Raw genomic sequence first — 26319 nt, 5'->3', positions numbered from 1 at the left:
GCGGCGCGGCCCTGCCGGCCGACTCAGCGGTAGACGGGAAAGCGTGCGCAGAGTGCGAGCACCTGCTTGCGCACCCGCTCGATGACGCGCTCGTCGTGGATATTGTCGAGCACGTCGGCGATCCATCCGGCCAGGACGCGGCAATCGGCCGCGCCGAAGCCGCGCGTGGTCACGGCGGGGGTGCCCATGCGCAGTCCGCTGGTGACGAAGGGCGAACGCGGATCGTTCGGCACGGCGTTCTTGTTGACCGTGATGTTAGCCCGTCCGAGCGCCGCATCCGCATCCTTGCCGGTGATGTCCTTGTCCACCAGGTCCACCAGGAACAGGTGGTTGTCGGTGCCGCCGGACACGATGCGGTAGCCGCGGGTCATCAACGTCTCCGCCATGGCGCGGGCATTGGCGACGACCTGCTCCTGGTAGGCCTTGAACTCGGGTTGCAGCGCCTCCTTGAACGCCACCGCCTTGGCCGCGATGACGTGCATCAGGGGGCCGCCCTGGGTCCCCGGGAAGACCAGCGAGTTCAGCTTCTTTTCGAGCGCCTCGTTGCGCTTCGCCAGGATGATGCCGCCACGCGGCCCGCGCAGGGTCTTGTGGGTCGTCGAGGTGACGACGTCGGCATAGGGCACCGGGCTCGGATACACGCCCGCGGCGACCAGGCCCGCGACATGCGCCATGTCGGCCATGAGATAGGCGCCCACGGAATCGGCGATCTCGCGGAAACGCGCCCAATCCACGACGCGCGAGTAGGCGGAGAACCCGGCAATGATGAGCTTCGGCTTGTGCTCCTGCGCCAGCGCGGCGACCTGGTCGTAGTCGATCTCGCTGCCGTCCGCGGTCAGGCCGTATTGGATGGCGTGATAAACCCGCCCCGAGAAATTGACCTTGGCGCCGTGGGTCAGGTGCCCTCCGTCCGCCAGGCTCATGCCGAGGATCGTGTCACCCGGATCGATCATGGCCATGAAGGCCGCCACGTTGGCCTGCGAGCCGGAATGCGGCTGCACGTTGGCATAGTCCGCGCCGAACAACTCCTTCGCGCGCGCCACCGCGAGATCCTCCGCCTGGTCCACGAATTCGCAGCCGCCGTAATAGCGTTTCCCGGAATAGCCCTCGGCGTACTTGTTGGTCAGCACCGAGCCCTGGGCCTCGAGGACGCGCGGGCTGGCGTAGTTCTCCGACGCGATGAGCTCGACATGCTCCTCCTGGCGGCGGCGCTCGGCCTCGAGCGCGGCGAAAAGTTCGTCGTCGAATCCTGAGATTTTCATGTCGGGGCTGAACATCGGCGGGGCACTCCGGGCGTAGACGGCCAAAAAGCCATTTTAACCCCATCACCGCCTCGGGCCGCGACTAAAGGCTGTCGGCGAACTCCGCGACCACGCGGCTCCAGGCCGCGGCGACGTTGCGGCGGTTGTAGCCGCCGGCCCCGAGCGCCAGCACGCGGCCCTGTGCATGGTCGTCGGCGAGCCGGCAGACGGCCCGGGCCGCCCGGCCGTGGGCGCCCTCGCTGTATTGCAGGTGCGTGAGCGGATCGCCGGCCAGGCTGTCCGCCCCGGCCGCCAGGATGTAGAACTCGGGGCGGGCCGCCGCGAGAAAAGCCTCGCACTCTTCCCAGGCCGCGTTGAACTCCTCGTCCCCGGCGCCCGGATGCAGCGGGATATTGAGCTTGCGCCCCTCCGCCGGCCCGATGCCGACTTCCTCCCGGTGACCGGTGCCGGGGAACAGGAAGCGTCCGTCCTCGTGGATGTCGACGAACACCAGGTCCGGGTCCGAGGCGAAACCGTAATAGACGCCGTCGCCGTGGTGCGCATCGATGTCCACGTAGGCGATCCGCTGGATCCCGTGGCGCTTGCGCAGGTTCTCGACCAGCACGCCGATATCGTTGAACACGCAGAAACCCGAGGTCTTGTCACGCGCCGCATGGTGCAGGCCGGCGATGGGGATGAACACCCGGCGGGCCTCGCCGGTGGCCAGCAGTTCGCCGGCGTGCAGCGTGGCGCCGACGACGTTCGCAGCGGTGTGGTAGACGCCCGGGAACGCGGGGGTATCGCCTTCGTCCAGGAAGCCGATTCCCTCGATCGACATGCGCTCGATGAAGCGCACGTGCCGCGTGGTGTGAAACAGCTCGAGCTCCGCCCGGGTGGCGGGGCGCTCCGGATCCTCGATCCAGACGCGGTTCTCGAGATCCCGCTCCCGCAGGCTGCGCAAGAAGACCTCGTGGCGGTCACGCCCGAAGGGATGCCCGTCGCCGAAGCCGTATTCGGCGATCGACTCCCCCGCCAGCACCCGCAACTCGCCCTTGTTCTTGCGCTTCAGAAACACCGGCACTCCGTGATCAATGGCCGTGCCGCGAGGATAAACCAGCCGCGCGCAAGTTGACACGCCCGCGGGGCAGATTTCCCGCAGCGGCCCGCGTGCCGCATAATGCCGCGCCCGGCAACAACTTCCAGAACGAGACCTCATGGCGCAGTACATCTACACGATGAACCGCGTCGCCAAGATCGTCCCGCCCAAGCGGTTCATCCTGCGCGACATTTCCCTGTCTTTTTATCCCGGCGCGAAGATCGGCGTGCTCGGCCTGAACGGCTCGGGCAAGTCCACCCTGCTGCGCATCATGGCGGGCAAGGACCAGGAGTTCGAGGGCGAAGCGCGTCCGCAGCCCGGAATCCGCATCGGTTATCTCGAGCAGGAGCCGCAGCTCGATCCCGCCAAGGACGTGCGGGGCAACGTCGAGGACGCGCTGGGCGACGTGAAGGGTGCGCAGTCCCGGCTGGACGAGATCTATGCCGCCTATGCCGAGCCGGATGCCGATTTCGATGCGCTGGCCAAGGAGCAGGCCGAGCTGGAGAACCTGCTGCAGGCCGCCGGCGGCCACTCGGCGGAACGCACCATGGAAATCGCCGCCGACGCGCTGCGCCTGCCGCCGTGGGACGCCGACGTCACGCGCCTGTCCGGCGGCGAGCGGCGCCGGGTCGCACTGTGCCGCCTGCTGTTGTCGCGTCCGGACATGCTGTTGCTGGACGAGCCCACCAATCACCTGGACGCCGAGTCGGTGGCCTGGCTGGAGCATTTCCTGCACGACTACTCCGGCACGGTGATCGCCGTGACCCATGACCGGTATTTCCTCGACAACGTCGCCGGCTGGATCCTGGAGCTCGACCGCGGCCACGGGATCCCGTGGAAAGGCAACTATTCCTCGTGGCTGGAACAGAAAGAGGCGCGCCTGGAGCAGGAAGCCAAGGGCGAGGCTGCGCGCGTCAAGGCCATGAAGCAGGAACTGGAATGGGTGCGGACCAACCCCAAGGGCCGCCGGGCCAAGAGCAAGGCCCGCATGGCGCGATTCGAGGAACTGTCGTCGCGCGACTACCAGCAGCGTAACGAGACTAACGAGATCTACATCCCGCCGGGCCCCCGCCTCGGCGACCAGGTCATCGAGGCGCGCGCGCTGAAGAAGGGTTTCGGCGACCGCCTGCTGTTCGACGATCTCTCCTTCGAGCTGCCCAAGGGCGCCATCGTCGGCGTGATCGGGCCGAACGGCGCCGGCAAGACCACGCTGTTTCGCATGATCATCGGCGACGAACAGCCCGACGGCGGCGAGATCAAGCGCGGGCCGACGGTGGAACTCGCCTACGTGGACCAGAGCCGTGACTCGCTGGACCCGGACAAGACCGTCTGGGAGGAGATTTCCGACGGCCAGGACATCATCCGCGTCGGCAGCTACGAGACCCCGTCACGCGCCTACGTGGGACGCTTCAATTTCAAGGGCCCCGACCAGCAGCAGAAGATCGGCAACCTGTCGGGCGGCGAGCGCAACCGCGTGCACCTCGCCAAGGTGCTGCGCGCCGGCGGCAACCTGCTGCTGCTCGACGAGCCGACCAATGATCTCGACGTGGAGACGCTGCGCGCGCTCGAGGAAGCCTTGCTGGAATTCCCCGGCAGCGTGGTCGTGATTTCCCATGACCGCTGGTTCCTCGATCGCATCGCGACGCACATGCTGGCCTTCGAGGGTAACAGCGAGGTCGTGTTCTTCGAGGGCAATTACGCGGAGTACGAGGCCGACCTGAAGCGGCGCAAGGGCGAGGAAGCGGCGCAGCCGCACCGGCTGCGCTACAAGAAGATCATCTGAGAGCGCATGAGAGCGCGGCGGCGGCCCGGGGGCGCGTCGCTCAGGCCGCCGGGCGGGCGGAGACGTATTTCTCCCGGCGCAGCTGCTTGAGCGTGAAATCCATGGCTTTCAGGATCTCGACCGACTCGTCGATCATCCCCGGATTGCCGCAAAGGTAGACGGTGTCGGCAGCCGGATCGAGTTCCAAGCTGCTGAACAGGGTCTGCACGTAGCCCGCATGCTCCCAGGCTTCCGGCTGCTCCGGGAACTCGCGGCTGTAGCAGGCCGTGAACTCGAAACCGGGGCTGTCCTCGGCGACGCGCAGGAAATCATCGCCGAACAGCAGCTCCTCGCGGCGCCACACGCCCAACGCGACATGGAAACGGCAACCTTCACCCAGGCGTTCCCGGATCAGCGGCAACATCGAGCGGTACGGCGTGATGCCGGTGCCGGTGCCGACCAGCAGGTAGCGGCAGGGCGGCTCTTCCCGCAGCACGAAGCGCCCGAAGGGACCGCTCGCCAGCAGTTCCTGGCCGGGCTCGAGCGTGCCGAGCACATCGGTCGCCAGGCCACCCGCGACGGGAGACATGGCGATCTCCAGCAGGCCGTCCGCGTCGGGCGGATTGGCGATGCTGTAGCTGCGATGCGTGCTGCCGGTGGCCGTGTCGAAATGCAGGTTGAGGAACTGGCCCGGGACGAAATCGAGCGGCGTTTCGTCGCTGCGGCGAAACGCCAGGTGCATGACATGCGGGGTCGCCATGCGGCGCCAGGCGAAGCGGACGGGGAATTTTTCGATAGCCATGGGCGGCGAATCTTCCACGTAAGTACGCGCGAACACAAGTGCCGAAGGCGCCAATCCGCTCCGCAGTTGCTATAGTTCCGGCCTTCACACGCGCACCCTTTTTCCGGGAGACCGATCAATGAAGTCATGGATTTTCTCGACCGCCCTGCTGGCCGCCGGGCTGGTGGCCCTGCCCGCGAACGCCCACGACCACGACGCCCTCGCCAAGGCCATCGACGGGGCACATCGCGCACCGGCCAACGTGGCGCGTGACGAGGCCCGCAATCCGCAGGAGACGCTGGAATTCTTCGGCTTCGACCAGGGTCTCACGATCGTCGAGGTCTCCCCGGGAGGCGGCTGGTACACGGAGATCCTGGCGCCGGCCGTGCGGGGCCACGGCAAGCTCGTCGCAGCGCACTTTCCCGCCGACACCACGGTCGAATACATGCAGCGGGTCCGCGCCCAGTTCCTCGCCAAGCTGGCGGCCGCACCCGAGATCTACGACGAGGTCGAGGTCACCGGCTACTTGCCGGGCGCCCCGGGCGGGCTGGCGCCGGCCGGCAGCGCGGACCTCGTGCTGACCTTCCGCAATCTCCACGGCCTGCTGCGCCAGGGCAACCTGGAGGCCTTCCTGGCCGACGCCCATGCCGTATTGAAGCCGGGCGGCACGTTCGGCGTCGTGCAGCATCGCGCGCCCGAGGGCAGCGATCCCGAGGCAGGCAAGGACTCGGCGTACCTGCCGCAGGCGTGGGTGATCGAACAGGTCGAGGCCGCGGGTTTCGAGCTGGAGGCCATGTCGGAGATCAACGCGAACCCGCGCGACACCGCGGATCATCCCGGCGGCGTCTGGGCACTGCCTCCCACGCTGCGACACGGCGACGAGGATCGCGAGAAATACACAGCGATCGGCGAAAGCGATCGCATGACCCTGCGTTTCGTCAAGAAATAGCCGCCGCCAGGACGCCAAACACGCGCAGCAGCCGCTGTTGCGCTGCGGCGAAGCGAGGATGATCCGGCCCTCCGGCCGGGTCGTCCTCGTCCATGTAGACGCGCTGCGCCATCTCGATCTGCAGCGCCTCCACGCCCGGCTCGGCGCCGTAATGGTCGGTGATGTAACCGCCCTTGTAGGGTGCGTTGAGCGCGACGCGGAAACCCTCGGCGGCAAACGCCCCCTGCAGCAGGTCACGCAACCACCGACCGCAGGACCGGCCGTCGCGATCCCCGAGGTAGATCTCGTCGTCCAGGGCGCCGTGCAGGCGATTCGGCACCGACGCGACGCTGTGTGCGTCCAGCAGCACGACCCGTCCGAAGCGCGTCCGCGTCTCCTCGAGCAGTGCCGCCAGCTGCGCGTGGTAGGGCGCATGCCACGCGAGGCGTCGGGCCTCCACCTCCCCGGCCTCGGGCGGCGCGGCGAACACGGGCTCGCCATGGAAGGTTTCCAGCGGCACCAGCCCGGTCTCGAAGCGGCCGGGATACAGCGGCCGGGGCCGCGGCGGCCGGTTGAGATCCATGACGAAGCGACTCACCGTCGCAAAGATCGTCGTCGCACCCAGCGCGGGCAGGAATTCGTAAAGTCGATGCAGGTGCCAGTCGGTCATCGGCTGCGCGTGCATGGCGGGCGAGGCCAGGGCGGCGCGCACCGACTCCGGCATCCAGGTCCCTGTGTGGGGAATGCTCACGACGAGAGGCAGCGGCGCCGCAGTCGGCCGACGCAGGCCGTACGGCGCCGCACTGTCCTGCGCGGCAGCGTCCTGTGGCGCGTTCACGCGCCCTCGCCGGGCGCCATGATGCGGCGCAGGGCCGGACCGAATTCCCCGCCTTCCAGCGGAACGTGCCGCCGCCCGCCGACCCAGACCTGGTCGATGGCCCGCCCGTCGCCGGCCGTAATCAGCGCATCGAGCACGGCATGGGGACCGTCGCAGCCGGCGAACAACATGGCGCCCGCATCGACGGTCACGACGTCGGCATAGCTGCCGACCTGGAGCGCGCCGACCGGCAGGCCCAGCGGCGCGGCACCCCCGGCGGCGAGCCGCCCCCAGAGGGCGGCCCCGAGACCCTCGGCGTTCGCGAAACAACCGCGCCGACCGGTCGACAGTCGCTGCCCGTATTCCAGCCAGCGCAGTTCCTCCACGGCATCGATGCGCACGTTGCTGTCGGAGCCGATCGCGATGCGCCCGCCCGCGGCCGCGAACTCGGCGGCCGGGAACATGCCGTCGCCCAGGTAGCCCTCGGTGAGCGGACACAGCACGACGGTCGCGCCGCTCGCGCGGATGAGCGCCTGCTCGGCATGATCCGTGTGCGTGGCGTGCACCAGGCTCCAGTGCGGCCCGAGCTCCACGGTCTCGGCCAGCAGCTCGACCGGCCGGCGGCCCGTGGCCGCGACACAGGCCGCCACCTCCGCCGGCTGTTCCGCGATGTGCAAATGAACGGGCGCCGACGGACCGAGCAGTTCGGCCGCACCCAGCACCATGTCCTCGATCATGTCCGCCGGCACCGCGCGCAGCGAGTGCGCCGCCACCCCGCCGCAATGGCGCTGGTACATCGCGACGAGCGTGAGAAAATCTTCCGCGTCCCGGTGCAGGAAGCGCGCCTGCGCGGGTCCGGCCGGCGCATCGAATCCGCCGCGCTGGTAGAAAACCGGGATGAAGGACTGGCGCATGCCGGCATCGGTGGCGGCGCGGATCACCGCGTCGACGCACTCCGTGGCCCGCTCTCCGTCGCGGCGACGATGAAGGTAATGGAACTCCGCAACCGAGGTGTAGCCGGCGGCCAGCATTTCCCGGTAGGTGTGCCAGCAGAGCTCGTACAGCGTGTCCGGGTCCAGGCCGGCGGCGAGCCGGTACATGGAATCTCGCCAGCTCCAGAACGAGTCCTCCCCTTGCCTGGCTTCGCCGTAACCGGCGAGGCCGCGCTGGAACGCGTGGCTGTGGGCGCTCGGCATGCCGGGCAACGCCAGCCAGCCGTCGAATGCAGCGCCGGGGGCCGAGGGCTCGATCGCCGTGATCCGGCCGTCGCCGTCGATGCTCAGCCGGCGGTGGCGCTCGATGCCGGCCGGCGTGAGAATATGTTCGAAGTTGAGTTCACGCGACATTTTCGTGCGGGCCTTTGTTACCGGACCCTCCATGGCTGACCAGTTTTTCCATAACGCGAAAGTCTACCCGAAGGCCGATGGCGAAGCGGCGGCGGACTGCTTTGCCGTGGCCGACGGGCGGATCGTATCGCTCGGGGTGGACACGCCGGCCACGCAACGGATCGATCTCGACGGGCGCGTGGTGATGCCGGGATTCGTCGATTGCCATACCCACCTCGTGTGGGCGGGCGATCGGTCCGCGGAGTTCGCACAACGCCAGTCGGGGGCCGATTACGCGGCGACCGCACGCGAGGGCGGAGGGATCCTCGCGACGGTGCGCGCACTGCGGGCCGCGGACGAGGAGACCCTTGTCGCCCTCGCCCTCCCGAGGCTGCGCGCGCTCGCCCGGGAAGGCGTCACCCAGGTCGAGATCAAGAGCGGCTACGGCCTGGATACCGACAGCGAACTCAAGATGCTGCGCGTCATCCGGCGTCTCGGGCGCGAGCAGCCGCTACGCATCCAGGCGACCTTCCTCGGCGCCCACACGGTCCCGGCCGGGCGCGACCGCAACGAATACCTCGACGAAGTCATCGAGGTGATGTTGCCGGCCATCGCCGCCGAGGGCCTCGCCGATGCGGTGGACATCTATGTCGAGGAGATCGCCTTCTCGATCCCCGACATGGCGCGACTGTTCGCCGCCGCCCGGGACCATGGCTTCGCGCTGCGCGCGCATACGGGCCAGTTCTCGGATGCCGGCGCGACCGCCGCAGCCTGCGCACTGGGCGCGCGTTCCTGCGATCACCTCGAGCATGCCGACGCCGCCGCGGTCGCGGCGATGGCTGCGAGCGACGCGGTCGCGGTGCTGCTGCCCGGGGCGTTCTACTGCCTCCGCGAGACGCACCGTCCTCCCGTGGCGCTGTTGCGCGCGGCCGGCGTGCCCATGGCCGTGGCGAGCGATGCCAACCCGGGCACCTCGCCGCTGGTGAGCCTCCTGGCCGCGCTGCACATGAGCGTCGTGCTGTTCGGCCTCACGCCGGCCGAGGCCCTCGCCGGCGTGACGCGGCATGCGGCACGGGCGCTCGGCGCCGATACCGGCGTGCTCGCTCCCGGTCGGCCGGCCGATTTCAGCGCCTGGCGCATCGACCGCCCGGCGGTGCTGGCTTATCAACTGGGCGGCCTGCTTCCCGACGCGGTCTACATCGGGGGGCATCGCCTGTGACCACGGAGAAGCCGCCCATGCTGCTGCTCGATGAAGGGGGACTGACCCTCGATGCGCTGCGCGACTGGGAAGCCGCGCCGGGACCCGTGGCGCTGGCCGACGCGGCGCGTGCGCGCATGGAGAGCAGCGTGGCCGCGGTGCAGCGCGTGGTCGCTACCGACCGCGTGAGCTACGGCATCAATACCGGCTTCGGGGCATTCGCCAACCGGCGAATATCGACCTCCCAGCTCGCGCAACTGCAGTACAACCTGGTGCGCAGCCACGCATGCGGAACCGGCACGCCGCTGGCGCCCGGACTCGTGCGCCGCATGATGCTCTTGAAGGCCAACAGCCTCGCGGCCGGCCTGTCCGGCATCCGCCCGGCGGTGGTGGACGCCTTGCTCGCGATGCTCAATGCCGACGTCCTGCCCTTGATTCCGGGGCGTGGCTCGGTGGGCGCCTCCGGGGATCTCGCCCCGCTCGCCCATCTCGCGCTGGCCCTGGTCGGCGAAGGCGAAGCCATGCAGGGCACGACGCGACTCGCGGGCGCGGACGTGATGCAGGCGGCCGGCTGTGCGCCCGTGCAACTCGAGGCAAAGGAAGGCCTGGCGCTGCTCAACGGCACGCAGCTCAGCACCACGCTCGCGATCGAGGGACTGTTCCGGGCGGAGAACCTGTTGGGCACGGCGATCACCGCCGGAGCTCTCAGCGTCGAGGGACTGGCCGGCAGCTACACGCCCTTCGACGACCGCATCCATGCCGCCCGCCGGCTCGCGCCACAGCGCGCGATCGCCGCGCGCTTCCGACGCCTGCTCACCGACAGCGAAATACACAACAGCCACGAGAGCTGCGACCGCGTCCAGGATCCGTATTCCGTGCGCTGCATGCCGCAGGTCCTCGGCGCGGTCGACGCGACCCTCGGGCATGCGCGCGGCGTGCTGGAGGCCGAGGCCAACGGCGTGTCGGACAACCCCCTGGTGTTCGGCGACGACGTCCTGTCGGGCGGCAACTTCCATGCGGCGCCGGCCGGCTTCGTCGCCGACTTCATGGCGATCGCCGTGGCGGAACTGGCGAACATATCGGAGCGGCGCATCGACCTGCTGGCGCGCCGGGTCAATCCCAACCTGAACATGTTTCTCACCGGCGAGCCCGGCGTCGAATCGGGCTTCATGATCGCCCACGTCACCGCCGCGGCGCTCGCCTCGGAAAACAAGACGCTCGCGCACCCTGCTTCCGTCGATACCATTCCGACCTCCGCCGGGCAGGAAGACCACGTCAGCATGGCGCCGTGGGCCGGCCACAAGCTGCTCGCGGCCTGCGACAACACGGCCACGGTGCTGGCCATCGAACTGCTGGCCGCGGCCCACGCCATCGACGAACAGCGACCTCTCGCCACGACGCCCCCGCTCACGATCGTGCACGACAGGATCCGTGCCTGCGCGCCCTTCGTGCGTGGCGACCGGCGGCTCGACCGGGATATCGCGACCCTCGCGACGCTGCTGCGCGCCGGCGACTTCGACGATCGCCAACTGCCGGCGGCATGACCCGTCATGGGCGCCCAAGGCATTGATTTTACATAAGCGGTTGGTTGGCGCGGCGCAACGTCATTCAGCTACACTGCGACGATATCAGCGGTGTCGAACGACGGCGAGGAGTGGGCCGCATGCCCATGTTCGTAGACAAGAACGAAGGCTTCCAGCATGACCATGGTCAACATTTTGCGTTGACCTGTGCGTCCTGCGGCGTCTTCGCGCACATGACGCCGGTCGCCGTGCCCTGCTTCGACGAACTGTCGCGCTACAAGCCGCCGGAGACCGGGCTCGTGTTTCGCTGCGACAACTGCAACGCGCCGGTGTTTCTCCGCTTCCCCGTGAAATCCTATGGCGAGAACCGGGTCGAGCTGTCCACCAACTTCATCGAGGTGGAGCGGCCGCGGGAGAATTTCGATTTCACGTACCTGCCCGAAGAGACCGAGACCCTGTTCCGCGAGGCCCTGGATTGCTATTCCATGAACGCGCTGAACGCGTTCGCATCGATGTGCCGGCGCACGATCCAGCGCGTGTTCATGGACCTCGGCGAGACCGGCAAGATGCGCATTTTCGAACAGTGCAACGAGATCCGGGACATGGCGGAAGTGGAAGGCGCGACCTTCAACGTGGTCCGCCGGGTGTTGTTCGACACCGACGCGGCGCGCGAGGGCATGCCCGTGGTGACGCCGACCGAGGCGGGCGTGCTGATGGAATTCATGCGCGACATTCTCTACGAGAGCTATGTGCGCAAGGGTCGCCTGCAGCAGGCGATGATGATGCGACGTTACGTGGCCGAGCAGGTCGATACGCCGCAGAAGAACGGTTCCCACGGCTAGCCGCGACCGCGCAGCCTCCCGGCGCGACGACACGCCGCGCCGTTCGCCTTCAGGCAGGCTGTTCCGCCAGGGCCGCGAAGGCCTCGCGGCTCAGGTTGCGCGCGCCCCCGGGCCCCATCCAGATATCGTCCTCGATGCGGACGCCCCCGTAGGGACGCAGGCAATCGACCATGTCCCAGGCGACGTAGTTGCCCAGCGGGGTCTCGCGCAGCCGATGCAGCAGGCTGTCGATGAAATACAGCCCCGGCTCGATGGTCACCACGTTGCCGATTTCCAGCGGCCGCAGGTTGCGCAAGAACGGCCACGGCTCGGGCTGCGGCAGCAGGGTGCCGTCCGGGCCGGCGAGCTTGCCGCCGGTGTCGTGCACCTGGAGGCCGAGGTGATGGCCGACGCCATGCGGGAAAAAGACGCTGCTCACGCCGGCCGCCACCATGTCGTCGGGCGCCATGTCCACGATGCCGAAATCCTCGAGGATCACCGCCACGGCGAGCTGGGCGTTCTCGTGCACGTCGATATACGAATTGCCTATGCGCAGGGCTTCCACGAGGTCCTGCTGCGCATGGTCCAGCGCCTCGACGATCGCCGCGAACTCGCCGTCGGTGCCGTTCGACCAGGTGCGCGTGATGTCCGCCGCATAGCCGCGGCAGCGTGCTCCGGCGTCGATCAGGAAACTGTTGGCCGGCCGGGGTCGCTCGCGTTCGAAGCGACCGTAGTGCAGCGTCGCGCCGTTCTCGTTCATCGCGACGATATTGGCGTAAGGCAGCTCCGCCTCGGTGTGGCCGGTCGCCGCCAGGTAGGCGAGGTGAATGCCGAACTCACTGGCGCCGTCGTGGAAGGCGTCGCGGGCCGCGACGTGCCCCTGCGCGGCGATGAGATTCGCCGACCGGATGCAATCGACCTCGTAAGGCGTCTTGTAGAGGCGCGCGAACTCCAGCGCCTGCACGATGCTCGCCGGGTTCAGCGCGGCGCAGCCCCAGGCCGACACCGTCGCATCCACCTCGCCGAGCAGGGCGCAGCGCGACAGGTCCCGCGGCAAGGCGCCGCGCACGCCCTCCAGGTCGTCCGCGACGACGATCTCGAAGTGCTGCGTCCACGCGCCGCTAGGCGTCGCCGGCACGGAGTGCCAGTAATCCCGCGGCTGGTTCAGCACCAGCAACGGCGTCCTGCCCGCACGGAACAGCAGCACGCTGCCCGCATGGTCGTCGCACGGCACCCATTGCTGGTAGAAGGCTCCGGCGCGAAACGGCCAGGACTGGTCATCGCGAAACCGAGGGCGCGCCGTGCCCGAATAGATCGCCAGCGAGTCGAAATGGGAAGCTTCGAGTACGGAGGCATGGCGTGCCGCCAGTTCCGCGTGGTGCGCCGGATAGCATGCATCGATTTCGGCGACGACGGCGGCGTTCGGGTCTGACATTGCGTGACTCCCTGCGGGCGATGCGTTCCTGCGAGATCGCGCGGCGCGCGACGGAATCATGATTCTATCCGCCGCCCCGGCCCAAGGCCATTTTGCCTGGCGGCGGCGGCATCGTGCGGCAGGCCGGGCCGGCGCCGTTATAATCGGGGTGGTGCAAGCCGCTGCACAGGGATTTTCACGGGAGCGTATGCATGAGCGAGGAAAACAGTTTCGCCGCCGAGTTGCTCGAAGTCAGTTCGGCCGGCTTCGCCGCGCTCGCCGCGGAGCGGCTGATGGCGACCCAGCCCGCGCTGGCCGCGCGCTTCTCGACGGATGCGACAGGCGCCTGGAGAGGCGTGTTCTCCCAGCGCATCGTGGAACTGGCCACTGCCCTGCGGCTCGGCGAGCCCGACCTTTTCGTGGCGCGCGTCAACTGGGCGCGGCGTGCATTCACGGCCCGCGAAGTGCCCGAGATCGACCTGCGCGCGAGCCTCGAGGTGCTGGCCGGGGTGCTCGCCCGGGAGCTGCCGGACGCAGCCCGGGCGGCCGTGGCCGGGATTCTTGCTCTCGCGATCGCGGAATTCGACCAACCGGCCGAACAGCAAGGCGCCTGCCTCGATCCCGGGACTGAAACGGGCCGCCTCGCGCTCGAATACCTTTCCACCGTGCTCGAAGGGGACAGCCGCCGCGCCACCAAGCGCCTGCTCGAGGCGACGGACGGCGGACTGGGCGTGGAACGGATGTATCTCGAGGTGCTCGTGCCGGCGCAGCAGGAGGTCGGCCGCCTGTGGCACGCCGGGGAACTCGGCATCGTCGAGGAACACGTCGTCACCCAGACGACGGAACGCCTTCTCGCGCTGCTTGCACAACGTGCGGCCCGCGCGCCGGCCAACGGCCGGACGGTGCTCTGCGCCGCCGTGGCCGGTAACACGCATGACATCGCCGTGCGCGTCCTGGCTGATTTCTTCGATATCGCGGGATGGCGCAGTATTCATCTCGGCGGGAACCTGCCTGCCACGGAGCTGGCCACCGCCGTGCAGTATTTCGACGGCGAACTGGTGGTGCTCTCCGCCGCATTGAGCGTGCAGCTGCCCCGGGTCGGCGACGCCATTGCCGCCGTGCGCCGGCTCGAGGGCCGCGAGGTGCGCGTGATGGTCGGCGGGCTCGCATTCGCCGATGCGCCCGACGTCTGGCGCAAGCTCGGTGCGGACGGATATGCGCCGGACGCGCGCTCCGCCGTGGCGCTGGGTACCGAATTACTCGGCGCCTGAAACGCTTCCGGAGGGCGCGAACCGAGGCCGTGCCCAGTCGGCGAGTCCCGTCAGTTCCATGCCGAAGCGCTCCGCGACGTCGTCCATGGGCACGGCATTGCCGCGCGCGTAGGCGATCATCAGCGCTGCGAGGCTTTGCTCGTGAGGCGAGGTTGCCGCGGCCAGCTGCGCCTGGAGCGTGGCCTCGGCGATCGTCTCGACCTCGATGGTGCGTCCCGCGAGCGACCCGAACAGCGCGATCGCATCCAGCGGCGAGATCGCCTCCGGCCCGCCGATCTCGATGGTCGCATTGCGCGCCTCCTCGCTGTCCACCGCCTCCGCCGCGAAGCCGGCGACATCGTCGCGCGCCACCCAGCTGATCGGCTCGCGACCGCTGCCGTAGACGCGCGCCTTGCCGGCCGCAATGTCCACACCCAGCGCGGGCGAGAACCAGGTTTCCATGAAATAGGACGGCCGCAGCACGGTCCATGTCATGCCGCTGTGCTTCAGGGTGCGTTCTACGGCCCGCTTGGCGAGGGTCAGCGGATCATCCTTGCCGATGACCCCGGAATAAGAGACGTAAACGAAGCGCTCGACCCCTTCCTCGGCCGCCGCAGCGAGCAGGGCCAGCTGGCCGTCGCGATCCACCTTGTCGATCCGCTCGGCGGGGCGGCCCATGGCGGTCATGCTCGACACCACGGAGTCGCAGCCGCTGCAGGCTTCGCGCAGGGAATCCGGGTCGGCGAGGTCCGCCTGCACCGGGGTGACCCCCAGGGCCTCGAGCTCGGCGACGGCTTCCGGCGCGGACGTCGGACGCACCATGCCGTAGATCGTCCCGCCCCGCTCGATGAGCTTCCGACAAATCGCCCGCCCCAGCTCACCCGACGCCCCGGCGACCAGGATCATTGCTCTCTCCTCGTTGTCTCGTCCCGTCGATCGCAGCCTGCCGTCCCGCTACCGCGGATAGGGCGTGCCGCGCCCCCGCGCAGACTGTCCCGAATCCGGCGGCGGCGCGTCAAGTCCCCGGGCGAATCATCGGCAGATCGAGGCCCCGTTCCGCAGCAACCTCGAGGGCGCGTGCATAGCCGGCGTCGGCGTGGCGCATGACCCCGGTGCCCGGATCATTGACCAGCACGCGCGCGAGCTGTGCCTCGGCCCGGTCGCTGCCGTCGGCGACGATCACGACGCCCGCATGCAGCGAATAGCCCATGCCCACGCCACCGCCATGGTGGAAGCTGACCCAGGAGGCGCCGCTGGCCGTGTTCAGCAACGCATTGAGCACCGGCCAGTCGGCGACCGCGTCTGAACCGTCCCGCATCGCCTCCGTTTCCCGGTTCGGCGAGGCGACGGAGCCCGAATCGAGATGATCGCGCCCGATGACCACCGGGGCCTTGAGTTCGCCCCGGCGCACCATCTCGTTGATCGCCAGGCCGAGCCGGTGACGCTCGCCGTAGCCCAGCCACAGGATGCGCGACGGCAAGCCCTGGAACCGGATCCGTTCACGAGCGCCGTCCAGCCAGCGATGCAGGTCCGGCTTGTCGGGAAAGAGCTCCCGCGCCCTGGCATCCGTGCGCCAGATGTCCTCGGGATCGCCGGACAGCGCGACCCAGCGAAACGGTCCCACGCCGGCGCAGAACAACGGCCGGATGTAGAGCGGCACGAAGCCCTGGAAGTCGAAGGCGTTCGACACGCCCGCGTCCTGCGCCATGGCCCGGATGTTGTTGCCGTAATCGAAGGTGGGCACTCCGGCCGCCTGGAGCGCGAGCATGGCGCGGACCTGGCGGGCCATGCTGTGCTTGGCTGCGGCCACGTAGGCCTGCGGATCCCGCGCGCGAAAGTCGGCTGCCTCGGCCACGTCGTAACCCACCGGGATATAGCCGTTCAATGGATCGTGGGCGGACGTCTGGTCGGTCACAAGGTCCGGTCGGATGCCGCGCGCCGCGATCTCCTCGAACACCTCCGCCGCGTTGCCGAGCAATCCAACCGACACCGGCTTGCCGCCCCGCGCGGCCGCTTCCAGGCGCGCGAGCGCTTCGTCCAGGTCGTCGATGCGACAATCGAGATAACCGGTCTCGAGGCGCTTGGCGATCCGGGTCGGATCGACCTCGACCGACAGCGAGGAGAGGCCGGCGAAGGATGCCGCCAGCGGCTGGGCGCCGCCCATCCCGCCGAGCCCACCCGTCAGCAACCAGCGACCCTGGGCCTCGCCCCCATAGTGCTGGCGCACGGCCTCCGCGAACGTCTCGTAGGTCCCCTGCACGATGCCCTGCGAGCCGATGTAGATCCACGAACCCGCGGTCATCTGGCCGTACATCATCAGGCCGCGGCGATCGAGGTCGTGGAAGTGATCCCAGTCGGCCCAGCGGCCCACCAGGTTCGAGTTGGCGATCAGGACGCGCGGCGCGAACTCGTGCGTGCGAAACACGCCGACCGGCTTGCCGGATTGCACCAGCAGGGTTTCATCGTCGGCCAGGCGTCGCAGCGTGGCGACGATCGCATCGAAGCATTCCCAGTTGCGCGCGGCCCGGCCGATCCCGCCGTAGACGACGAGCTCGCGCGGATTTTCCGCGACTTCCGGATCGAGGTTGTTGCACAACATACGCAGCGCGGCTTCCTGGACCCAGCCGCGGCAGCTCAGCCCGGTGCCGCGCGGCGCGCTGATCACGCCCTCGCGAAAACGGGTTCCCGTGGCCTCGCCGGCGTCGCCCATCGCTGCACTCCCCGACGCATCGCGCCGTTCAGCCGATCCATACCCTCGCGTTGCGGAACAGGCGCATCCAGGGGCCGTCCTCCCCCCAGCCTTCCGGGTGCCAGGAATGCTGGACGCTGCGAAACACCCGCTCGGGATGGGGCATCACGATGGTGACGCGCCCGTCGGCCGAGGTCAGCCCGGCGACGCCCTCCGGCGAACCGTTCGGGTTCGCGGGGTAGCGTGTCGCCACCCGGCCGTGGTTGTCCACGTAACGCAACCAGACGAGTTCCGCGTCGAGACAGGCCTGCTGGTGGGCTTCATCGCGGAATTCGGCCCGGCCCTCGCCGTGCGAAACGACGATGGGCATCACGGAGCCCGCCATGCCGGCCGTCAGCGCGGAGCCGCTCTCGTCGACCCTGACCAGGCCGAAACGCGCCTCGAACTGTTCCGAGCGGTTGCGCACGAAGCGCGGCCACAGCGCCGCGCCCGGGATGATCTCCTTGAGCGCCGACATCATCTGGCAGCCGTTGCACACGCCGAGCGAAAAGCTGTCGTCGCGACCGAAAAAAGCCTCGAACTGATCGCGCACGCGGGAATTGTAGAGAATGCTCTTCGCCCAGCCCTCTCCCGCGCCCAGCACGTCGCCATAGGAAAAACCGCCGCAGGCGACCAGGCCGGCGAATTCTGCGAGTCCTCGCTGTCCTGCGGCCAGGTCGCTCATGTGGACGTCCACGGGTTCGAAGCCGGCCCGGTGGAAAGCCGCCGCCATCTCGACCTGGCTGTTGACACCCTGCTCACGCAGGATCGCGATACGCGGCCTGGCGCCGCGGCCGATGAACGGGGCCGCGACATCCTCGTCGATGTCGAAAGTGGGCCGCGCCCACAAGCCGGGGTCCTCCGCGTCGAGCCGCCCCTGGTGTTCCTCGCGCGCCTTGTCCGGATGGTCGCGCAAGGCCTGCATGCGGAACGTGGTCTGCGACCAGGCGTCCCGCAGTTCGTGCAGGGCCTCGTCGAGCAGCACGGCGTCGCCGGCGCGCACCCGCACCCGCCCGGTGTCGGTGGTCCGCCCGACGGGCGTCACGCAAGCCCCGAGGCCGGCGCCGGCGAACGCGTCGCGCACCGCGTCGAGCTCCGCATCCCCGACCTGCAGGACGGCGCCGAGTTCCTCGTTGAACAGCACGGCCGCGGGCTCGCCTGCCAGCACGGCCAGGTCGATATCCAGCCCGCATCGCCCGGCGAAGGCCATTTCGACGAGCGTCGCCCAAAGTCCGCCATCGGAGCGATCGTGGTAGGCCAGCAGGCGGCCCGCCGCATTGAGCGCCTGGACGGTGGCGAAGAAAGCCGCCAGGCGCGCGGAGTCGTCGAGATCCGGAGGTTCGCTGCCGCTGCAGCCGTAGACCTGGGCCAGCGCGGAACCGCCGAGGCGGTTGCGGCCGGCGCCGAGGTCGACGAGCAGCAGGCTCGAATTGCCATGCCCGGGGCGCAGCTGCGGCGTGAGCGTGCGACGCACGTCGCTGACCGGCGCGAAGGCCGAGACGATCAGCGACAGCGGCGCGATGACGGCCTGTTCGCCGTGGCCGGCGTCCCAGCGGGTCCGCATCGACAGGGAATCCTTGCCGACCGGGATCGCGATCCCCAGCGCCGGACACAGCGCCTCGCCGACGGCCTGCACGGTGTCGAACAACGCCGCATCCTCGCCGGGTTCGCCGCAGGCGGCCATCCAGTTGGCGGAGAGCCGCACCTGGCCCAGCGACGGCACTGCAGCCGCCGCCAGGTTGGTCAGCGCCTCCCCGACCGCCATCCGTCCGGAGGCCGGGCCGTCGAGCACGGCGAGCGGGCTGCGTTCGCCCATCGCCATGGCCTCGCCGGTGTAGCCACGGTAGCCGCTGGTGGTGACGGCCACGTCGGCGACCGGCACCTGCCAGGGGCCGACCATCTGGTCGCGGGCGGTGAGGCCGCCGACGCTGCGATCGCCGATGGTGACGAGGAAGGTCTTGTCCGCCACGGCCGGCAGCTGCAGCACGCGCATCGCCGCCTCGCGCAGGTCGCGAATTTCCGGCAGCGCGTCGCCGCCACGGACGATGCGCTGCGCGGTGCGCGTCATGCGCGGCGGTTTGCCGAGCAGCACTTCCACCGGCATGTCCACGGCGGCCTCGTCGAACAGCCGATCGTTCACCAGGAGGCGCCGCTCGACCGTGGTCTCGCCGACCATCGCCCAGGGACAGCGCTCCCGCGCGCACAGCGCCGCAAAGACTTCCATGCGCTCCGGCGCCACGGCCAGCACGTAACGTTCCTGCGCCTCGTTGCACCAGATCGCCATGGGCGACATGCCCGGCTCGTCGTTCGGCACGTCGCGCAACTCGATGCGCCCGCCGAGCCCGCTGTGATCGATCACCTCCGGCAGCGCGTTCGACAGGCCGCCCGCACCGACGTCGTGGATCAGCATGATCGGGTTGTCGTCACCCATCGCCCAGCAACGGTCGATGACTTCCTGTGCGCGCCGCTGGATCTCCGGATTGCCGCGTTGCACGGAGGCGAAATCCAGGTCCTCCGTGCTCTCCCCGCTCGACATCGAGGAGGCCGCCCCGCCGCCGAGGCCGATGAGCATGGCGGGCCCGCCGAGGACCACCAGCTTCGCGCCCGGCGACACCGCGCCTTTCTCGACGTGCCCGGCGCGCACGTTGCCGAGCCCGCCGGCGATCATGATCGGCTTGTGGTAGCCGCGCACCACGCCATCCACCGCCTGCTCGTAGGTGCGGAAATAACCCGCGAGGTTCGGCCGGCCGAATTCGTTGTTGAAGGCGGCGGCGCCGATCGGGCCGTCGCGCATGATCTCCAGCGGCGTGGCGATGCGCCCCGGGAAGCCGGGCCCCATCCCTTCCCAGGGTTGCTCGAGGCCCGGGAGGCGCAGGTGCGAGACGGAAAACCCGGCGAGTCCCGCCTTCGGCTTGGCGCCCAGCCCCGTCGCGCCCTCGTCGCGGATCTCGCCGCCGGCCCCCGTCGCCGCACCGGGGAACGGGGAAATCGCCGTCGGGTGGTTATGCGTCTCCACCTTCATGAGGATATGCACGGGCTCGGTGACGTAGTCGTAACAGGCGTCCGCGGGGTCCGCAAAAAAGCGTTCCGCCTCCCAGCCCTCGATCACGGACGCGTTGTCGCGGTAGGCCGAGAGCACGCCCGCGGGGGATTTCTCGTGCGTGTTGCGGATCATCGCGAACAGCGACTTGTCCTGCGCCTCGCCGTCGATCACCCACGATGCGTTGAATATCTTGTGCCGGCAGTGCTCGCTGTTCGCCTGGGCGAACATCATCAATTCGGCGTCGGTGGGATTGCGCCCGATCTCCAGGTAGTGCGCCAGCAGGTAGTCGATCTCGTCATCCGACAAGGCCAGGCCGAGACTGCCGTTGGCCTGCACCAGGGCGTCACGGCCCCCGTCCAGCACCGCGACGTGCCCCAACGGCGCCGGCGCATGCCGCTCGAACAGCCGGGCCGCCTCGTCGAGCCGCTGCACCACGGATTCCGTCATGCGGTCATGCAACGGTGCGGCGACGGCCTGCAATTCCTCCGGGGTCAGCGGCCGACGCGCGACGATATGCCAGGCCGTGCCACGCTCGAGCCGGCGCACCGCCTCCAGCCCGCAGTTGCGCGCGATATCGGTGGCCTTGCTCGACCAGGGCGAGATCGTGCCGAAACGCGGCAGCACGAGGAGAAATTCCCCCTCGGGAAAGGCGACGTCCCGGCTCGGTCCGTAGCTGAGCAGGCGCTTGAGAAGCCGCATCTCGGCGCCATCGAGTTGCCGCTCCAGGTCGGCGAAGTGCATGTGCCTTGCCGCCACTGAGGTCACCGCCGGACAGGCGCCCCGGAGATCGTCCAGGATCTTGTCCAGCCGGAATCGCGAACAAGCCAGCGCTCCGGGCAATGTCAGCATGGTTTCTCGGGGCGGGCACGCAAAAAGGCGAGGCCGGGAATTCTACTTCAGACCACCGCCCCTGCCCACCGGGAACAAGGGCAGGCTGCGCGAACCAGGCCCGGCCGATCAGAGGTCGCGCCAGGCGAGCCCCGCCTCCTGGTCGGCGACCGCCACCTCGGCGGGCGCGCAGCCCAGCGCGCCCGCGAGCGCGGCCTGCGCGAGCGCCGGCGTGTTGTTGGCCTCGGAAAGATGCAGGGCGACGACGTGGCGCAGCCGTCCCGGCTGGAGCGCCGCGAGCAGGCCGCCCGCCTGGCTGTTGGACAGGTGGCCCAGATCCCCGCCGACGCGTCGCCTGAGCGGCAGCGGGTACGGACCGGTGGCCAGCATGGCCTCGTCGTGGTTGCACTCCACGGCAAGTGCGTCACAGCCTCGCAGGGTCTCGACCACGTGAGCCGTCACCCAGCCCAGGTCCGTGACGATGCCCAGCTTCACCGCGCCGTCGGAAAACACGAACTGGCACGGTTCGTGGGCGTCGTGCGGCACCGGCATCGGGGTCACCTCCAGCGGCCCGATCGAGAAGGCCTCGTGGGCGCTGATGCGCTCGAGCCGCGGCGGTGGCGTCGCACGAAAGCCGCGCGCGGTGCCGCAGGTGCTCATGACGCGGATGCGGTGCTTCGCCGCGAACCGCCCCACCCCGCCGATGTGGTCACTGTGCTCGTGAGTGACGAGGATGGCATCGACATCGGCCGGCGTGCGCCCGAGCCGGGCGAGGCGCAGCTCCGCGGCTTTCAGCCCGAAGCCGCAATCCACCATGACGCAGTGCCCATCGCTCTCGACGAGCGCGGCATTGCCGCGACTGCCGCTGCCGAGCCATGCGAAACGCACCCGGCGGCCCTACTTGCCTTTCAGGTTGTCGCCACCCGGCGCATAGCCGGCAAGCGGAAACTGCGCCACATTGCCGCCCTCGGCGGCGCTGATCTTGCTGATGCCCTGCTTGGCCACTTCATCGACACGCAACACTGCGTGCAACGGAATGTAAGTTCGCCGAACCCCTTCGAACTCCGCCCGGATGCGCTCTTCGCCGGGATCGACCACCAGCGAGGTCCGCTCCCCGAAGACGAGTTCCTCGACCTCCAGGAAGCCGAACAGCTCACCCTGCGAAACGCTGCGGGCATAGATCTCGTAGACCTTACCCTGGTTGACGAACAGGACCTTGTAGACGTGTCTTGCTGGCATGCGATTCACTGCAAATGAGGGGCGAACAGAAAATACCGGAACGATTCGTGACGCGCCGCACATTATGCGCTGTTGTTCGGGGCGGCGAGTTACACTATTTTTGACGGGTGGCGATACAAGTCAATGTTCTGCCGGATCACCGATGCCCCTGACCCTCAAAATCGTCAGCAAGCAGCGGCACATCCTCGGCGCCGACAGCCTGCGCGTGTTCAGCGTGCACGGCGGATCCATTGGTCGCGCGCCGGACAATGACTGGGTGCTGCCCGATCCCGACCGCTACATCTCCGGCCATCATGCCACCATCGACTATCGCGATGGGGCGTATTACCTGCGCGACAACAGCACGAACGGCGTCTACGTGAACCAGTCCGAGGACGCGGTGGGGCGTGGCGCGCCGCTGCGGCTCTACGATGGCGACGAGCTGCGCATGGGCGATTACGTCTTCAACGTCAGCATCGTGAACGTCAGCCGCGACGGCGCCGACGACAGCGGCGATGCGGCGGCTGATACCGATGAGGAGGCCGTCGCGGGCGACGACAGCAGCGCCGGCCTGTCGCTGAAACTGCTCGGCGACCAGGCCGACCAGCTCGAGGATGCGGCGCTGGCGCTCGAGGCGGATCCGCTGGTCGCGGCCGCCCAGGAGAACGAATACGAGACGACGGTCCGGCTGGCCGACGAGCTCGAGAAGGAAATGGCGGAGACGCGCAGCAATATCGAAACCAGCATGGCGAAAGAGGTCGACAGGCAGCGCATCGACGATCTGCGCCTGGCCGACGCAGTGCATTCCCGGCCGGAGCCGGAACCGGAGCAGGAAAGCGCCCCGTTTTCGCCGGCGGGACGACGTGACTTCACGGAAGCCGTCCGCCTGCTGATGGAGTGCGCGGGGCTCGATTCGACGCAACTGCCGCGCGACAGCGAAGAGGAAGTCATCGCCACGGCCGGACGGCTGATCCGCGCCAGTGCCGAGGGCCTGCAATCGGTGTTGCGCAGCCGCGCGTTGATCAAGGGCCAGTTCCGCCTCGCACAGACCACGATCCAGTCGTCGGACAACAATCCCCTGAAATTCCTGCCGACGACGCAGGATGCGCTCGAGCAGCTGTTCTACGAGGAGGCCGGGGGCTACCTCGGCCCCGTCGCCGCCGTCGAGGACGCCTTCCGCGACATCCGGGCCCACGAGTCGGCCATGGTCAAGGCCATGCAGGTGGCGTTCCGCGACCTGCTCGACCGGCTGGAGCCGGAGCTGCTGGAAGAGCGCTTCAAGCGCACCGCGAAGCGCGGCGGGCTGCTCTCGCCCTCCGCCAAGACCAAGTACTGGGAGATGTACCGAGAAGCCTACCGGGGCATCGCCGGCTTCAGCGACGAGAACTTCGCCAGCATCGTCGGCGGCAAGTTTGCCGACGCCTACGATCGCGAGATGCACCAGCTGACGGGGCGCGCCGCGGCGCGCAAGCCAACCAAGGAGCCGGACTGACCGCGCCTGACCGCGCCCGGGCCTGAGCTGCCGTGGTTCAGGAGCTGGCGCGGTTCAGGTCGTCGCCGGTGCCGCCTCCCCTGCCGCAGCGCGACGCCCGATCGCGTCCGTCATGCGATCGAAGATCAGGCGGTGGAACGGCGCCAGGGGATACCAGTAGAGCAGTCCCAGCGCACCGCGCGGATGCCAGTACGCGGTGGCGGTGATCCTTGCGCCCTCCTCGTGCGGCTCGATCTCGAACTCGAGGACGCCGGCGCCCGGCGCCTTCATGCCGAACAGCAGCGTCAACCTGCGCCCCGGCTCCAGGCCGATGACCTGCCAGGAGTCCACGGTATCGCCGATACGCAGTTCCCTGGTGTTGCGACGCCCCCGGTTGAAGCCGGACCCGCCGACGAACCAGTCGGCCAGCTCCCGCAGCGTCCAGAGAAAATCGAGCGCGTAATACCGATTGCGTCCGCCGATCGCGGTGAGCACGTCCCAGGCCGATTCCGGTGATGCCGAGGTCACGGCGGACCCCGAGGCCCGCTTGGCATAAAAGGCGTAGTCGTGCCGATAATTGCGATACATCAGCGCGCCTTCCGTCCAGCGTCCCGCGACCGCATTGAGCCGTTCGGCCTCCATCGCCGCGGTCACGGCCTCGCGATAGCTCAACAGCTTCTGCGGCACGAGGCGCCGCAACGGCTCCGGATCGGCCTCGATGTCGTACGCGAGCCCGCCGATCAGCGCGCGCGCCACAGGCGTTGGCACCGTGGTCACGAGTCCCAGCCAGTAAGACGACAGCATCGGGGTGAGCACGGGAACGGGAACGATCAGCGGCTGGCGCCCCACGATCTCCCCGAACTCGCGCATCAGCTCCTCGTAGGACAAAACCTCCGGCCCCGCTGCATCGAAGATCCGTCCGGCGGCGGACTCGTGCTCCGGAATGCGCACGAGATATTCCAGCAGGTTGTCCAGCGCCACCGGCGGGGTCCGCGCGCGCACCCAGCGTGGCGTCACCATGGCCGGCAACGCGTTCACCAGGTCGCGGATGACTTCGAATGCAGCCGAGCCCGGACCCACGATGATCCCCGCGCGGATCTCGGTGACGGGCACCGCGCCTGCGCGCAGGCGGTCGCCGGTTTCCTTGCGCGACACCAGGTGCTCGGAATCGGCGCCGGAGGGGATCAGTCCGCCGAGATACACGATCCTCCGGATCCCCGCGCGCTCGGCAGCGGCGGCGAAATTCTTCGCGCACTCCAGGTCCAGCCTGGCGAAGTCCTTGCCGGCCGACATGGAATGCACCAGGTAATAGGCGGTGTCCACGCCGGCGAGGACGGGATCCAGGGTCTCCGGCTCGAGGGCATCTGCCGACACCCGCTCGACCTCCTCCCAGCCGTTTCGGTCCAGGGACGCCGCGTCGCGAGCGGCCGCCCGCACGGGCTTGCCGGCGGCCAGCAGGCGCGGCACGAGGTGCCCGCCGATATAGCCGCTGGCGCCGAAGACCAGGTTCAACCCCGCCTGGCGGCTCATGCGTCCCCCGCGCGCAGGTAGCCCAGGTTGCCGGGCACGAAGAACTTCGGCGCGATGTCGAACAGCTTCCACGCCTCGCTGCCGTCGCAGGCATTGCCTTCGAGCAACATGCGCAACTGCGCACGGGTCAGCGGGAACCATTCGAAGCGATCCAGCAGCGTCGCGACGGCGCGGATCGGCCCGACCGGCGCCGGCATCATCAACTTCCTGCGGCCGCTGCCGGCGGCGATGATCTCGAGGATCTCCCGCCACCGCGGGGCCTCCGGGCCGCCGAGATGCAACACCCGCCCGCGGCTGGCTTGCGTTTGCAGCGCGCGCACGAACGATTCGGCGACATCTTCCACGGCCACCGGAGACATGCGGAACGTCCCCGCGTCCGACGGCCAGATCCCCTGGTAGAACAGCGGTGCGGGAATCGGCGGCTTCATCATCTGGTCGCGCAGCATGCTGCAGAACTCCAGCCGGCCGCGCGGATCGCCGAAGACGATGGAGGGCCGGAACACGGTCCAGTCGAGCCCGCTGGCGGCCAGGTACTGCTCCGCGCGGTACTTGGTGGTCTGGTAGCCCGTCCCCTCCGCCTTGACGCCGTTCGCGCTCATCAGCACGAAATGCCCGACGCCGGCCGCGACCGCCGCGTCGATCGCGCGGGCCGCGCCCTCGTAATGCATGGCTTCCCAGGTCAGGCCGCGGCTGGGCGTTTCCCGGATCAGGCCGATGTTGTATATCGCCGCATCCGCCCCCTGCAGGCACTCCGCCACCGTGGCCGGGGCGTCGATGTCACCGTTGACGATCTCGCATTGCCCGGCATGCCGGACTTTGCCCTCGCTGCCCGGTCGTACCAGCAGGCGGGGGGTGTGACCGTGCGCGACCAGCGCATCCACGATGTAGCTGCCGACAAAACCGGTGCCGCCGAATACTGCGACCTTCATTGAGCTCTCCCCTGGCCCGGCAGCGGACAGCCGCCGGTGCCGCAACGTTGTTCGAACCTTCCGCGGCTATGCCAACGGTAGACGCGATCGAAGGCGCGCTCGAGGCGTGCCATTCGCACCAGGCGCGACAACAGGCGCCAGCCCGGCAGCTGGTCCCACATCTCGAGGAACGCATCGCCCCCCGCGATCAGCCGGCCGCTGCGGTCCCGCACATGCAGGGTTTCCATGGCCGTGGCGAAATCCACGCCCTCGGCGAGCAGGGCATCCGGCTCGGCCATGAGATCCACCCAGGTGGTGCGCCGGGCCCAGTCCCTGGCCTGCCAGTGCGCCGCGCCGCGCGCGCAGACGGGGCAACCGCTGTCGAAATAGATGATCGTCTTCATGTTCCCTGAGTTCGGTGCCGGGGCCGTCGCCGG

The 26319-nt window shown here is 68.9% G+C and carries 21 protein-coding genes; 7 read left to right on the top strand and 14 right to left on the bottom strand.

What is annotated here, in order from left to right; all coding sequences use genetic code 11:
* Positions 1–23: 23 nt before the first annotated feature.
* Positions 24–1277, bottom strand: coding sequence for a serine hydroxymethyltransferase (gene glyA, locus G6032_RS11185; protein ID WP_165282242.1), 1254 nt, complete (start codon positions 1275–1277; stop codon positions 24–26).
* Positions 1278–1344: 67 nt separating this feature from the next.
* The gene (locus G6032_RS11180; RefSeq protein ID WP_346763807.1) at positions 1345–2316 is read right to left on the bottom strand and encodes an acetoin utilization protein AcuC; all 972 of its coding nucleotides are present in this window, start codon (positions 2314–2316) and stop codon (positions 1345–1347) included.
* A 139-nt stretch (positions 2317–2455) separates the two neighbouring features.
* Between G6032_RS11180 and ettA the strand changes: the two genes are divergently transcribed.
* Positions 2456–4120 (top strand): energy-dependent translational throttle protein EttA, encoded by a 1665-nt coding sequence (ettA, locus tag G6032_RS11175; RefSeq protein ID WP_165282240.1) that lies wholly within the window; start codon positions 2456–2458, stop codon positions 4118–4120.
* A 40-nt stretch (positions 4121–4160) separates the two neighbouring features.
* Here the strand turns inward: ettA and G6032_RS11170 are convergent, their stop codons facing one another.
* Positions 4161–4901: an FAD-binding oxidoreductase gene (locus G6032_RS11170; protein ID WP_165282239.1), complete on the bottom strand. Its 741-nt coding sequence runs from the start codon at positions 4899–4901 to the stop codon at positions 4161–4163.
* A 118-nt stretch (positions 4902–5019) separates the two neighbouring features.
* Here G6032_RS11170 and G6032_RS11165 point away from each other — a divergent pair, with 118 nt between their 5' ends.
* Positions 5020–5829, top strand: a complete 810-nt coding sequence (locus tag G6032_RS11165) for a class I SAM-dependent methyltransferase (protein WP_165282238.1) — start codon at positions 5020–5022, stop codon at positions 5827–5829.
* On the opposite strand, the gene G6032_RS11160 is transcribed toward G6032_RS11165, so the two are convergent.
* Together G6032_RS11160 and hutF are read right to left on the bottom strand one after the other, a co-directional pair.
* Positions 5819–6646, bottom strand: coding sequence for an N-formylglutamate amidohydrolase (locus G6032_RS11160; protein ID WP_165282237.1), 828 nt, complete (start codon positions 6644–6646; stop codon positions 5819–5821). The two genes, G6032_RS11165 and G6032_RS11160, sit on opposite strands and share 11 nt — an antisense overlap.
* The gene (hutF, locus tag G6032_RS11155; RefSeq protein ID WP_165282236.1) at positions 6643–7971 is read right to left on the bottom strand and encodes a formimidoylglutamate deiminase; all 1329 of its coding nucleotides are present in this window, start codon (positions 7969–7971) and stop codon (positions 6643–6645) included. Before hutF ends, G6032_RS11160 begins: the two co-directional genes overlap by 4 nt.
* Before the next feature lie 31 nt (positions 7972–8002).
* Between hutF and hutI the strand changes: the two genes are divergently transcribed.
* The 3 genes from hutI to G6032_RS11140 all read left to right on the top strand — a co-directional run bounded on the left by hutI (position 8003) and on the right by G6032_RS11140 (position 11513).
* Positions 8003–9169 carry an imidazolonepropionase gene (gene hutI, locus G6032_RS11150; RefSeq protein WP_165282235.1) on the top strand — a complete coding sequence of 389 codons (1167 nt, stop codon included), beginning with the start codon at positions 8003–8005 and terminating at the stop codon, positions 9167–9169.
* A gap of 17 nt (positions 9170–9186) precedes the next feature.
* Entirely contained in the window at positions 9187–10692 is a 1506-nt protein-coding gene (gene hutH / locus G6032_RS11145; protein WP_165282234.1) for a histidine ammonia-lyase, read from the top strand.
* Between the two features lie 119 nt (positions 10693–10811).
* Positions 10812–11513, top strand: coding sequence for a hypothetical protein (locus G6032_RS11140; RefSeq protein WP_165282233.1), 702 nt, complete (start codon positions 10812–10814; stop codon positions 11511–11513).
* 49 nt (positions 11514–11562) lie between these two features.
* On the opposite strand, the gene pepQ is transcribed toward G6032_RS11140, so the two are convergent.
* On the bottom strand, positions 11563–12927 hold the full coding sequence (gene pepQ, locus G6032_RS11135; protein ID WP_165282232.1) for a Xaa-Pro dipeptidase: 1365 nt from the start codon (positions 12925–12927) through the stop codon (positions 11563–11565).
* A gap of 191 nt (positions 12928–13118) precedes the next feature.
* Here pepQ and G6032_RS11130 point away from each other — a divergent pair, with 191 nt between their 5' ends.
* The gene (locus G6032_RS11130) at positions 13119–14177 is read left to right on the top strand and encodes a cobalamin-dependent protein (RefSeq protein ID WP_165282231.1); all 1059 of its coding nucleotides are present in this window, start codon (positions 13119–13121) and stop codon (positions 14175–14177) included.
* On the opposite strand, the gene G6032_RS11125 is transcribed toward G6032_RS11130, so the two are convergent.
* The 5 genes from G6032_RS11125 to G6032_RS11105 all read right to left on the bottom strand — a co-directional run bounded on the left by G6032_RS11125 (position 14163) and on the right by G6032_RS11105 (position 21994).
* Positions 14163–15062 (bottom strand): SDR family oxidoreductase, encoded by a 900-nt coding sequence (locus tag G6032_RS11125; protein WP_165282230.1) that lies wholly within the window; start codon positions 15060–15062, stop codon positions 14163–14165. The two genes, G6032_RS11130 and G6032_RS11125, sit on opposite strands and share 15 nt — an antisense overlap.
* 109 nt (positions 15063–15171) lie before the next feature.
* On the bottom strand, positions 15172–16866 hold the full coding sequence (hutU, locus tag G6032_RS11120) for a urocanate hydratase (RefSeq protein WP_165282229.1): 1695 nt from the start codon (positions 16864–16866) through the stop codon (positions 15172–15174).
* A 28-nt stretch (positions 16867–16894) separates the two neighbouring features.
* The gene (gene purL / locus G6032_RS11115; RefSeq protein WP_165282228.1) at positions 16895–20776 is read right to left on the bottom strand and encodes a phosphoribosylformylglycinamidine synthase; all 3882 of its coding nucleotides are present in this window, start codon (positions 20774–20776) and stop codon (positions 16895–16897) included.
* A 108-nt stretch (positions 20777–20884) separates the two neighbouring features.
* Positions 20885–21643, bottom strand: a complete 759-nt coding sequence (locus G6032_RS11110; RefSeq protein WP_165282227.1) for an MBL fold metallo-hydrolase — start codon at positions 21641–21643, stop codon at positions 20885–20887.
* Positions 21644–21652: 9 nt separating this feature from the next.
* Positions 21653–21994, bottom strand: coding sequence for a DUF1820 family protein (locus G6032_RS11105; protein ID WP_165282226.1), 342 nt, complete (start codon positions 21992–21994; stop codon positions 21653–21655).
* Positions 21995–22136: 142 nt separating this feature from the next.
* On the opposite strand from G6032_RS11105, the gene tagH reads away from it, so the two are divergent.
* Positions 22137–23465, top strand: coding sequence for a type VI secretion system-associated FHA domain protein TagH (gene tagH / locus G6032_RS11100; protein WP_165282225.1), 1329 nt, complete (start codon positions 22137–22139; stop codon positions 23463–23465).
* A 54-nt stretch (positions 23466–23519) separates the two neighbouring features.
* On the opposite strand, the gene G6032_RS11095 is transcribed toward tagH, so the two are convergent.
* The 3 genes from G6032_RS11095 to G6032_RS11085 are packed head-to-tail and all read right to left on the bottom strand — an operon-like array spanning position 23520 to position 26286.
* A complete protein-coding gene (locus G6032_RS11095; protein WP_165282224.1) occupies positions 23520–24974 on the bottom strand; it encodes an SDR family oxidoreductase in 1455 nt (484 codons plus the stop codon).
* On the bottom strand, positions 24971–25903 hold the full coding sequence (locus G6032_RS11090) for an NAD(P)H-binding protein (RefSeq protein WP_165282223.1): 933 nt from the start codon (positions 25901–25903) through the stop codon (positions 24971–24973). Before G6032_RS11090 ends, G6032_RS11095 begins: the two co-directional genes overlap by 4 nt.
* Entirely contained in the window at positions 25900–26286 is a 387-nt protein-coding gene (locus tag G6032_RS11085; protein WP_165282222.1) for a DUF393 domain-containing protein, read from the bottom strand. Before G6032_RS11085 ends, G6032_RS11090 begins: the two co-directional genes overlap by 4 nt.
* Positions 26287–26319 lie beyond the last annotated feature (33 nt).

This window comes from Wenzhouxiangella sp. XN24, assembly GCF_011064545.1.
In the GTDB taxonomy this organism is placed as follows: Bacteria; Pseudomonadota; Gammaproteobacteria; order Steroidobacterales; family XN24; genus XN24.
Note: the sequence above shows the minus strand (reverse complement) of the source record. Positions and strands in the feature narration are given on the sequence as shown.

What these genes read in the sequence shown, in the direction of transcription:
- glyA (WP_165282242.1), bottom strand. Translation starts at nt 1,277, where the DNA reads ATGTTCAGCCCCGACATGAAAATCTCAGGATTCGACGACGAACTTTTC.
- ettA (WP_165282240.1), top strand. Translation starts at nt 2,456, where the DNA reads ATGGCGCAGTACATCTACACGATGAACCGCGTCGCCAAGATCGTCCCG.
- G6032_RS11170 (WP_165282239.1), bottom strand. Translation starts at nt 4,901, where the DNA reads ATGGCTATCGAAAAATTCCCCGTCCGCTTCGCCTGGCGCCGCATGGCG.
- G6032_RS11165 (WP_165282238.1), top strand. Translation starts at nt 5,020, where the DNA reads ATGAAGTCATGGATTTTCTCGACCGCCCTGCTGGCCGCCGGGCTGGTG.
- hutF (WP_165282236.1), bottom strand. Translation starts at nt 7,971, where the DNA reads ATGTCGCGTGAACTCAACTTCGAACATATTCTCACGCCGGCCGGCATC.
- hutI (WP_165282235.1), top strand. Translation starts at nt 8,003, where the DNA reads ATGGCTGACCAGTTTTTCCATAACGCGAAAGTCTACCCGAAGGCCGAT.
- hutH (WP_165282234.1), top strand. Translation starts at nt 9,187, where the DNA reads ATGCTGCTGCTCGATGAAGGGGGACTGACCCTCGATGCGCTGCGCGAC.
- G6032_RS11140 (WP_165282233.1), top strand. Translation starts at nt 10,812, where the DNA reads ATGCCCATGTTCGTAGACAAGAACGAAGGCTTCCAGCATGACCATGGT.
- pepQ (WP_165282232.1), bottom strand. Translation starts at nt 12,927, where the DNA reads ATGTCAGACCCGAACGCCGCCGTCGTCGCCGAAATCGATGCATGCTAT.
- G6032_RS11130 (WP_165282231.1), top strand. Translation starts at nt 13,119, where the DNA reads ATGAGCGAGGAAAACAGTTTCGCCGCCGAGTTGCTCGAAGTCAGTTCG.
- G6032_RS11125 (WP_165282230.1), bottom strand. Translation starts at nt 15,062, where the DNA reads ATGATCCTGGTCGCCGGGGCGTCGGGTGAGCTGGGGCGGGCGATTTGT.
- hutU (WP_165282229.1), bottom strand. Translation starts at nt 16,866, where the DNA reads ATGGGCGACGCCGGCGAGGCCACGGGAACCCGTTTTCGCGAGGGCGTG.
- purL (WP_165282228.1), bottom strand. Translation starts at nt 20,776, where the DNA reads ATGCTGACATTGCCCGGAGCGCTGGCTTGTTCGCGATTCCGGCTGGAC.
- G6032_RS11105 (WP_165282226.1), bottom strand. Translation starts at nt 21,994, where the DNA reads ATGCCAGCAAGACACGTCTACAAGGTCCTGTTCGTCAACCAGGGTAAG.
- tagH (WP_165282225.1), top strand. Translation starts at nt 22,137, where the DNA reads ATGCCCCTGACCCTCAAAATCGTCAGCAAGCAGCGGCACATCCTCGGC.
- G6032_RS11095 (WP_165282224.1), bottom strand. Translation starts at nt 24,974, where the DNA reads ATGAGCCGCCAGGCGGGGTTGAACCTGGTCTTCGGCGCCAGCGGCTAT.
- G6032_RS11090 (WP_165282223.1), bottom strand. Translation starts at nt 25,903, where the DNA reads ATGAAGGTCGCAGTATTCGGCGGCACCGGTTTTGTCGGCAGCTACATC.
- G6032_RS11085 (WP_165282222.1), bottom strand. Translation starts at nt 26,286, where the DNA reads ATGAAGACGATCATCTATTTCGACAGCGGTTGCCCCGTCTGCGCGCGC.